The organism is Candidatus Protofrankia californiensis (assembly GCF_900634765.1).
In the GTDB taxonomy this organism is placed as follows: domain Bacteria; phylum Actinomycetota; class Actinomycetes; order Frankiales; family Frankiaceae; genus Protofrankia; species Protofrankia californiensis.
On the sequence record NZ_CAAAFT010000443.1, the window covers coordinates 1 to 8,556 of the forward strand.

Sequence of the window (8,556 nt, forward strand, 5' to 3'; positions counted from 1 at the left end):
GGGCAAGGGCCGCGTCCCCCATCCGCTCGGCGTCCAGCGGGCGCGGCCACGCCAGCGTGTCGTGCCGGCGCAGCGGGTCAACCCCATACGACGCGTCACCGATCCGATAGACATAGCGACGGGACAACGCGGAGAAGCGGGCGTCGAAACCCGGCGAGGCCGGCGCCAGGGCCGTGATCCGCACCGCGCGGTCCAGCACACCGTTGAGCCTGCGCGCAAGCCCACCGAGCGGCACGTCGTCAGGGATATCCACGTGGGCCACCTGACCACGGGCATGGACGCCAGCATCGGTACGCCCGGCGACCGTGAGCCGGACCGCCGGCAACCGCGCCACCCGCATCAGCGCGTCCTCGACGTCGCCCTGAACAGTGCGCTGCCCAGGCTGACGCGCCCACCCCGCGAACGGAGTGCCGTCATAGGCAAGATCGAGGCGTAGCCGGACCAGCCCGTCGAGAGTGCTCACCGCTTCCTGGCGATTCGGGTTACACGGTCCTGGATCATACTTCGGGTCACATCGTCCCGCAGGATACAAAGATGATGATGTAAGCACATCGGGAATCACCGGGATCACGGTGGTGAACGAAACACGAGGCCCACCATCCTCCATCGGATGGTGGGCCTGTGCGATGCGGCTCCTGCTCAGTCAGGACTTGCAGGACCTGAGCCAAGGTGTGGCTCTTGTCCGGTCGGCTTGAGTCCGCTGCTCAGCCGGCCTTGGGCGTGTCTGTGTCATCGCCGGTGGTCTCCTCCGCCGACAGCGCCTGTGCCGGCTCAGCGCGGACGTCGGCCTGCGCGGCACCAGCCCCGGCCTCGGTGACGTCAACCTCGGTGACGTCGGGTTCGGCGGCGTCGGACTCGACCTCGGCGGCAACCGCTGCCGCAGTGGGCGATTCCTTCGCCAGGTCGGCCGCGGCCTCGGCCGTCGCCCCAGTGGGACTGCGACGGGACGCGAAGCGGCTGCCGCGAGCCCGCTCGGCCTCCCGTACCGCCTCCTGGGCAACTGTCAGGGCCTCGACCAGCTCGATACGGGCCAACGGGGCGTTGTCCCCCTTGCGTGGCCCGAGCTTGACGATGCGGGTGTAGCCGCCGTTGCGATCCGCGTAGCGCGGTCCGATTTCGGTGAACAGAACGTGTACCACGGACTTGTCCCGGACGACCCTGAGCACACGTCGACGGGCGTCCAGGTCGCCGCGCTTGGCGAAGGTGACCAGTCTCTCGGCATATGGGCGAAGCCGCTTCGCCTTGGCCTCGGTCGTGGTGATGCCGCCGTGCTCGAACAGCGCGGTGGCGAGGTTGGCCAGCAACAGCCGCTCGTGCGCGGGGCTGCCACCGAGCCGGGGGCCCTTGGTAGGCGTGGGCATAACAGGTGCTCCTCGATCCTTTCGCTGTCCGCTTCCCCCGGATAGCGGCTCCGCCGCTATTCGGGGACCCTAGCTCGTGGACTGGCCACTACCCAGGGCGGCGTAATCACCTTCGGCGATCACGCTCTATCACAACCTACTACCCTACCGAGTGGCTCCGCCGCGATCCGGAGACCCGAGCTCATGGGAAGGCCACCGCCCAAGAGCCGCCCGGTCGCCTTCGACGACCGGGCGAGGGAAAGATCAATATATGCAGGCTGCCGGGCGGCGCAAAAAATGATACCGCGCCGCCTTCGGCCTGGGGTTTGTGGTGCTCCTCAGTACTATTTCGTCAGTACTGTTCGGTTTCGACGAACTCCGAGCTGTCATCGGCCGGGTCGCTGAACGGGGCCGAGTACGTGTCGGTGCCGTAGGTGTCCACTGCCTGCCGCGGGTCGAATCCGGGCGGGGAGTCCTTGAGCTGCAGACCCATCGCGGCAAGCTTCGTCTTGACCTCGTCGATCGACTTCTGCCCGAAGTTGCGGATGTCGAGCAGGTCCGCCTCGCTGCGGGACACCAGCTCACCGATGGTGTGAATACCCTCACGCTTGAGGCAGTTGTAGGAACGGACGGTGAGGTCCATCTCCTCGATCGGCAGTGCCAGATCCGCGGCAAGCGCGGCGTCCGCGGCGGACGGGCCGATGTCGACGCCTTCTGCCTCGGCGTTCAGTTCCTGCGCAAGGCCGAAGAGGCCGACGAGTGTCTTTCCGGCGCTGGCCATCGCGTCCCGCGGCGAGATCGACTGCTTCGTCTCGACGTCCACGATGAGCCGGTCGAAGTCGGTGCGCTGCTCGACGCGGGTTGCCTCGACCTTGTAGGTGACCTTGAGTACCGGGGAGTAGATGGAGTCCACCGGGATCCGGCCGATCTCCTGCCCCGGCTGCTTGTTCTGGGTGGCGCTGACGTAGCCACGACCTCGCTCGACGGTCAGTTCGATCTCGAGCTTGCCCTTGTCGTTCAGGGTTGCCAGCACCAGGTCGAGGCTGTGGACCTCGACGCCAGCCGGCGGAGCGATGTCCGCCGCGCTCACCACTCCCGGGCCCTGCTTGCGCAGGTACATCACGGTCGGATCGTCGTTCTCCGAGCTGACGACCAGTTCCTTCAGGTTCAGGATCAGGTCGGTGACGTCCTCCTTCACACCGGGGACGGTGGAGAACTCGTGCAGCACCCCGTCGATGCGGATGCTGGTCACCGCCGCACCGGGGATGGACGACAGCAAGGTCCTGCGAAGCGAGTTGCCGAGGGTGTAGCCGAAACCCGGCTCAAGCGGCTCGATGACGAACCTCGAGCGGAACTCCGAGATCGGCTCCTCGATCAACGTCGGGCGCTGGGCGATAAGCATGGTTACATCCTTCCGGACACGGCGACCGCTATATGACGCCGTGGCTACGGCTCCGGCCGGAGCCCGTGGACGAGGCCTCTGTCCACCCCGCCCACGTCGTGCCTGTTCCAGTCTGGACTACCTGGAACGGACCCACCTGGAACAAGACTACTTGGAGTAGAGCTCGACGATGAGCTGTTCCTGAACCTGGGTGTCGATCACCTGGCGAGCCGGCAGTGAGTGCACCAGCACCCGCAACTGGCTGGGAATGACCTCCAGCCAGGCCGGGACGGTGCGCTGACCGGCAATCTCACGAGCGATGATGAACGGGGTCAGCTCACGTGCCTTGGGCGCGATCTCGATGATGTCGTTCTCGCTGACCCGGTAGCTGGGGATGTCGACCTTGCCGCCGTTGACCACGACGTGGCCGTGGCGGACGGCCTGGCGCGCGGCGTCCCGGGAAGGAGCGAAGCCGGCGCGGTACACGACGTTGTCGAGCCGCGATTCAAGGATCTTCAGCAGCTCGTCACCGGTCTTGCCGGTACGCCGGTTGGCCTCGTCGTAGTAGCCGCGGAACTGCTTCTCCAGAACGCCGTAGATACGCGCGCACTTCTGCTTCTCACGCTTCTGCAGCAGGTACTCGGATTCCTTGGTGCGGCCCCGGCCGTGCTCGCCCGGAGGATAGGGCCGGATCTCGATCGGGCACTTGGGCGACTCGCACTTGCTGCCCTTGAGGAACAACTTCGTCTTCTCACGGCGGCAGCGCTTGCAGTCCGCGCCGGTGTAGCGGGCCATGCTTGTCCTTCTCTCCTTTTTCGGCCAGAGATGGCGCGACGATGTGCTTCTTCGCGCCATCGGAGGCCTTAAGCCCTGGTGTTGCTGGCGCGAACCCGACCGGAGGTGACACGATCATGTCCTGCCCCGCGCCACCGGAAGCCGTGATACTGCTGTTGGTCAGACCCTGCGTCGCTTGGGCGGCCGGCAGCCGTTGTGAGGAGTCGGGGTCACGTCCTGGATGGCGCCGACCTCAAGGCCAGCTGCCTGCAGGGAGCGGATCGCGGTCTCCCGCCCCGAACCGGGACCCTTGACGAAGACGTCCACCTTGCGCATCCCGTGTTCCTGCGCCTTACGGGCGGCGTTCTCCGCGGCCATCTGCGCGGCGAAGGGAGTCGACTTCCGCGATCCCTTGAATCCGACATGGCCGGCGCTCGCCCAAGAGATCACGTTCCCACTGGGATCGGTGATCGAAACGATCGTGTTGTTGAAGGTGCTCTTGATGTGGGCGTGGCCGTGCGCGACGTTCTTCTTTTCCTTGCGCCGGACCTTCTTGATGCCGGCGGCACGCGTCTTTGGCGGCATATGCGTTCGTGATCTCCGTTTGCGAGGTCGTCGGTCAGAGCCCGGTCATGGCTGCCATCGGTGGCCACGTCGGCCGGGGCCCCTGACTACTTACTACTTCTTACCGGCCTTCTTCTTACCGGCGATGGCACGGCGCGGGCCCTTGCGGGTACGCGCGTTGGTGTGGGTTCGCTGACCGTGGACGGGAAGATTGCGCCGATGCCGCAGTCCCTGGTAGCAACCGATCTCCATCTTCCGGCGGATGTCCTGACGCACCTCCCGGTGCAGGTCACCCTCAACCCGGTAGTTCGCGTCGATCCACTCCCTGAGCCGGACGATCTCCTCGTCGGTCAGGTCCCGGACGCGCGTGTCGGGGTTGACCCCGGTTGCGGCAAGAGTCTCCAGGGAGCGGCTACGGCCGATCCCGAATATGTAGGTGAGAGCAATCTCCACCCGCTTCTCACGCGGGAGGTCTACGCCGGACAGGCGTGCCATGCCAGGTGTTTCCTTCCTGTACCGGAGGTCTTGAGCGTCCCCGTCCCGTGCCGACGAGCTGTTCGCCGGCCCGGGCCCCGGCCTCCGACCGGGGGTGAGTACCGCGTGACGCGGCCTGGTGACGCTTGGACGGACGTTGCGCCACCGCGGCAACCACAGGCACCAGCCTGGGCCTGGGGCTACCCGGCGGAGCGGTCAGCCCTGACGCTGCTTGTGGCGCAGGTTGTCACAGATGACCATCACACGACCATGGCGACGGATCACTTTGCACTTGTCGCATATCTTCTTGACGCTCGGCTTGACCTTCACGGCTGCACGAACCTCCCTTGCGCAGCCGCTGGGGCGCGCGTGCGAATGGCTGGGGTTGTCACCAGACTGCCGACGACAGCGGGAAGCAGGATCACGCTGTCGGTAGCCAGGTAGCTTACTTGTAGCGGTAGACGATCCGACCACGGGACAGGTCGTAGGGCGACAGCTCGACCACCACCCGGTCCTCCGGAAGGATTCGGATGTAGTGCTGACGCATCTTGCCACTGATGTGGGCGAGCACTCGATGACCGTTCTGGAGCTCGACCCGGAACATCGCGTTCGGGAGTGGCTCCACAACTCGGCCTTCGATCTCGATAGCCCCGTCTTTCTTCGGCATGTCCTCCGCTGTCCTACCCTCGGGTGTCCGACGGTGGACACAGACGAACATCAATGCCCCGCTAACCGTCGGCTTTTAAGTGTACGTGGCCCACCCGTCAAGGGCCAACCCGGCTCGGTCACTGCTGTCGGAGGCCCAGGTTCCCGGGCCGCGCAAGGCGGGGCCTGCCCACGCGGCCCCGCCGTCGACGTCGGGTGTCGGGTGTCGGGTGTCGGGAGCGGACGGAGGTGCGGCGGGGGCGACCGCGGCAACGGGGTGACGTCAGGACGCGGAGGTCTCGGCTGGCTGGCCGCAGGGCACTCCCAGCTCGGCGAACTGCGCCGTACCACCGTCCAGGGCCGTCAACACCCAGGGCCCGCGTGAGGTCACCGCGACCGTGTGCTCGGTGTGCGCCGCCCAGGAGCCGTCCGTGGTGGCCACGGTCCACTCGTCGTCGAGAATCCGGGTGTCCGGCCGACCCATCGTGATCATCGGCTCGATCGCCAGCGCGATCCCCTCGACCAGGCGGATCCCCCGGCCCGGCCGCCCGTGGTTGAGAACATGTGGTGGCTGGTGCATCTCGGTCCCGATGCCGTGACCGCCGTAGTGATCCACTATGCCGTACCCCCGAGGGCTGACAGAGCGTTCGACCGCCGCGGAGATGTCGGTCAGCTTGCCACCCAGCTGCGCGGTTGCCAGACCCTGCCACAGCGCCTGTTCGCACGCCTCGATCAGATCGAGAAACGGCTGGGGCACCGTCCCGACCGGGACAGTGATCGCGGAGTCGCCGTGCCAGCCATCAGCGATCGCGCCGCAGTCGATGGAGATGATGTCTCCTTCGCACAGTACCCGCTTGCGGTGCGGTATCCCGTGGACGACCTCGTCGTTCACCGACGCACAGATCGACGCGGGAAAGGGGGGCTGACCGTAGCCCTTGAAGGAGGGGATCGCACCGTCGTCGCGAATCGACTTCTCCGCGATCGCGTCGAGCTCCCCGGTGGTGATCCCCGGTTCGACCGCTGCACGCAGCTTTTCCAGGGCGCGCGCGACAACGAGTCCCGCCACGCGCATCTTCGCGATCTCACTGTCGGTCTTGATCTGGACATGCTCTCGTCGCGCCACGCTCGTCGCCCCGGTCCGTATCCCTAGTAACCCTTTGTCCTGCACGCCTGTGACGGCGGTCGTCCCGTACGCCTCCGGTGGCGCGAACAGCGGAGATCACGCTATCGGAGCCGGCTGGTCCCGTGCCCGTGAGCTTGCCATCGGTACCCTGCCCCGCCCAAGTGTGCCTGTCGCGCTGCCGCGTTGCCGGTCGTATCAGAGCGGCCACACAATGCCCCGGTCACATGATGCCAACCACACGGAGACAGCCGCACGATGCCCGGTGGTGCCGGCCGGTCCCGCGAGGCATGCCATCCGCGGGGCAGGCTCAATGGTCAGGGACGTCAGCTCGCGTAGTGACGCAGGGCGTCGAGCGCGCGGTCGGTAACGTTGTCCACCGGGCCGGTCGCGTCGATGCCGATCAGCAGGCCCTTCGCCGCGTAGTAGGCAACCAGCGGCGAGGTCTGCTCCGCATAGACCTCCAGACGGTGACGTACCGTCTCAGAGCGGTCGTCGTCCCGCTGGAACAGCTCGCCGTTACAGCGGTCACATATGCCTTCCACCGCGGGTGGATCGAAGTCCATATGCCAGATGTGACCACAGTTACGGCACGTCCGCCGCCCGGACAGGCGCCGCACTACCTCGTCGTCATCGACTACGAGCTCCAGGACGACGTCCAGGCGTGTCCCCATCTCCTCGAGCAGCTGACCCAGCACCTCGGCCTGGGGCACGTTGCGGGGGAAGCCGTCGAGCAGGAAGCCCTTGGCCGCGTCGTCCTCGGCCAGCCTGTTGCGGACCATACCGATGGTGACCTCGTCGGGGACAAGGTCGCCGGCGTCCATGTACTGCTTGGCGAGCACCCCCAGCTCGGTGCCCTCCCGGACGTTCGCCCGAAAGATGTCTCCCGTGGAGATCTTGGGAATTGACCGCGCCTGGGCGATGAACGCGGCCTGGGTGCCCTTGCCGGCACCCGGCGGTCCGACCAGTACGAGGCGCACTACCGCAGAAAACCTTCGTAATTGCGGAGCATAAGCTGGCTTTCGATCTGTTTCACCGTCTCCAACCCCACCCCGACAATGATCAGTACTGAAGTCCCGGCGAACGGGAAGGGTTGCTGTTTGGTGAGGTTCAGCAGGGCCAGCGGGAGGACGGTGATGGCACCGAGGAAGAGCGAACCCGGCAGCGTGATCCTGGACAACACCCGGTCGAGGTACTCCGCGGTGGGGCGTCCTGGCCGGATGCCGGGGATGAAACCGCCGTACTTCTTCATGTTGTCCGCCACCTCGGTCGGGTTGAAAGTGATGGCCACGTAGAAGTAAGTGAAGAAAATGATCAATCCGGCGTAGATGACGAGGTACAACGGATGGTCGCCACGAGCCAGATAGCGCTGTTCGAAGTCCCGGAAGGTCGTGTTGCTCCATACCTGCCCGAGCAGCTGCGGCAGCTGTAGCAGCGCGGATGCGAAGATCACGGGGATGATGCCCGCCTGGTTGACCTTGATGGGCAGATAGGTCGAGGTACCGCCGTACATCCTGCGCCCGATGAGACGTTTGGCGTACTGCACCGGGATGCGGCGCTGCGACTGCTCGACGAACACGACGAACACGACGATCGCGAGCCCGAGCAGACAGACGAGGGTGAAGACCACCCCGCCAGCCACCTGGAGGATCCGGCTCCCCTGGGAGGGCAACGCCGCCGCGATCGACGTGAAGATCAGAAGGGACATTCCGTTACCCACGCCACGAGCGGTGATCAGTTCACCCAGCCACATGATGACGGCGGTGCCGGCGGTCATGGTGATCACAATGACCGCCACCCGGAACAGGCTGGTGTCCGGGATGATCGGCGTGGCGCAGCCGGGGAACAGGTTGCCGCTGCGGGCGAGGGCGACGATGCCCGTGGCCTGTAGGACGGCCAGCGCAATCGTCAGATAACGGGTGTATTGGGTGAGTTTCTGCTCGCCGGAGCTGCCTTCCTTCTTCAGCTGCTCAAGCCTGGGGATCACCACGACCAACAGTTGGATGATGATGCTTGCCGTGATGTACGGCATGATCCCGAGCGCGAAGACGGACAGCTGCAGCAGCGCACCGCCACTGAACAGGTTGATCAGCGAGTAGACGTTGCTGCTGTCAGCACTCGCCGAGGACAGACAGGTGTTGATCGCTTTGGTCGACACCCCGGGGGAAGGCAACACACTGCCGATCCGGAACAAAATGACGATCCCGAACGTGAAGAGCAGCTTCTTGCGCAGGTCAGGCGTGCGGAAAGCCCGTGTG

General features: G+C 65.7%; 11 protein-coding genes. All 11 read right to left on the reverse strand.

The features are described 5' to 3' along the window. Window positions 1-463 (reverse strand): tRNA pseudouridine synthase A (locus DD1DGNOD_RS22870; RefSeq protein ID WP_430827856.1); only part of this gene is annotated, 463 nt, incomplete at its 3' end. A gap of 241 nt (window positions 464-704) precedes the next feature. Next, a complete protein-coding gene (rplQ, locus tag DD1DGNOD_RS22875; RefSeq protein WP_131771013.1) occupies window positions 705-1,361 on the reverse strand; it encodes a 50S ribosomal protein L17 in 657 nt (218 codons plus the stop codon). A gap of 331 nt (window positions 1,362-1,692) precedes the next feature. After that, window positions 1,693-2,742, reverse strand: coding sequence for a DNA-directed RNA polymerase subunit alpha (locus DD1DGNOD_RS22880; RefSeq protein ID WP_131768513.1), 1,050 nt, complete (start codon window positions 2,740-2,742; stop codon window positions 1,693-1,695). Between the two features lie 147 nt (window positions 2,743-2,889). Further along, on the reverse strand, window positions 2,890-3,516 hold the full coding sequence (rpsD, locus tag DD1DGNOD_RS22885) for a 30S ribosomal protein S4 (RefSeq protein WP_131768514.1): 627 nt from the start codon (window positions 3,514-3,516) through the stop codon (window positions 2,890-2,892). 159 nt (window positions 3,517-3,675) lie between these two features. After that, window positions 3,676-4,080: a 30S ribosomal protein S11 gene (gene rpsK / locus DD1DGNOD_RS22890; RefSeq protein ID WP_013875088.1), complete on the reverse strand. Its 405-nt coding sequence runs from the start codon at window positions 4,078-4,080 to the stop codon at window positions 3,676-3,678. A 93-nt stretch (window positions 4,081-4,173) separates the two neighbouring features. After that, the gene (gene rpsM / locus DD1DGNOD_RS22895; RefSeq protein WP_131768515.1) at window positions 4,174-4,554 is read right to left on the reverse strand and encodes a 30S ribosomal protein S13; all 381 of its coding nucleotides are present in this window, start codon (window positions 4,552-4,554) and stop codon (window positions 4,174-4,176) included. Between the two features lie 195 nt (window positions 4,555-4,749). Continuing rightward, window positions 4,750-4,863 (reverse strand): 50S ribosomal protein L36, encoded by a 114-nt coding sequence (gene rpmJ / locus DD1DGNOD_RS22900; protein ID WP_003956441.1) that lies wholly within the window; start codon window positions 4,861-4,863, stop codon window positions 4,750-4,752. Between the two features lie 115 nt (window positions 4,864-4,978). Beyond that, a complete protein-coding gene (gene infA, locus DD1DGNOD_RS22905; protein WP_006541558.1) occupies window positions 4,979-5,200 on the reverse strand; it encodes a translation initiation factor IF-1 in 222 nt (73 codons plus the stop codon). A gap of 261 nt (window positions 5,201-5,461) precedes the next feature. Further along, window positions 5,462-6,301 (reverse strand): type I methionyl aminopeptidase, encoded by an 840-nt coding sequence (gene map, locus DD1DGNOD_RS22910; protein ID WP_131768516.1) that lies wholly within the window; start codon window positions 6,299-6,301, stop codon window positions 5,462-5,464. A 323-nt stretch (window positions 6,302-6,624) separates the two neighbouring features. Continuing rightward, window positions 6,625-7,278 (reverse strand): adenylate kinase, encoded by a 654-nt coding sequence (locus DD1DGNOD_RS22915; protein ID WP_131768517.1) that lies wholly within the window; start codon window positions 7,276-7,278, stop codon window positions 6,625-6,627. Further along, window positions 7,278-8,556: preprotein translocase subunit SecY (secY, locus tag DD1DGNOD_RS22920; protein WP_131771014.1), on the reverse strand; the 1,279-nt coding region annotated here is incomplete at its 5' end. The genes secY and DD1DGNOD_RS22915, both read right to left, overlap by 1 nt.

Coding starts and splice junctions, on each gene's coding strand:
- rplQ (WP_131771013.1), bottom strand. CDS start 1,361: ATGCCCACGCCTACCAAGGGCCCCCGGCTCGGTGGCAGCCCCGCGCAC.
- DD1DGNOD_RS22880 (WP_131768513.1), bottom strand. CDS start 2,742: ATGCTTATCGCCCAGCGCCCGACGTTGATCGAGGAGCCGATCTCGGAG.
- rpsD (WP_131768514.1), bottom strand. CDS start 3,516: ATGGCCCGCTACACCGGCGCGGACTGCAAGCGCTGCCGCCGTGAGAAG.
- rpsK (WP_013875088.1), bottom strand. CDS start 4,080: ATGCCGCCAAAGACGCGTGCCGCCGGCATCAAGAAGGTCCGGCGCAAG.
- rpsM (WP_131768515.1), bottom strand. CDS start 4,554: ATGGCACGCCTGTCCGGCGTAGACCTCCCGCGTGAGAAGCGGGTGGAG.
- infA (WP_006541558.1), bottom strand. CDS start 5,200: ATGCCGAAGAAAGACGGGGCTATCGAGATCGAAGGCCGAGTTGTGGAG.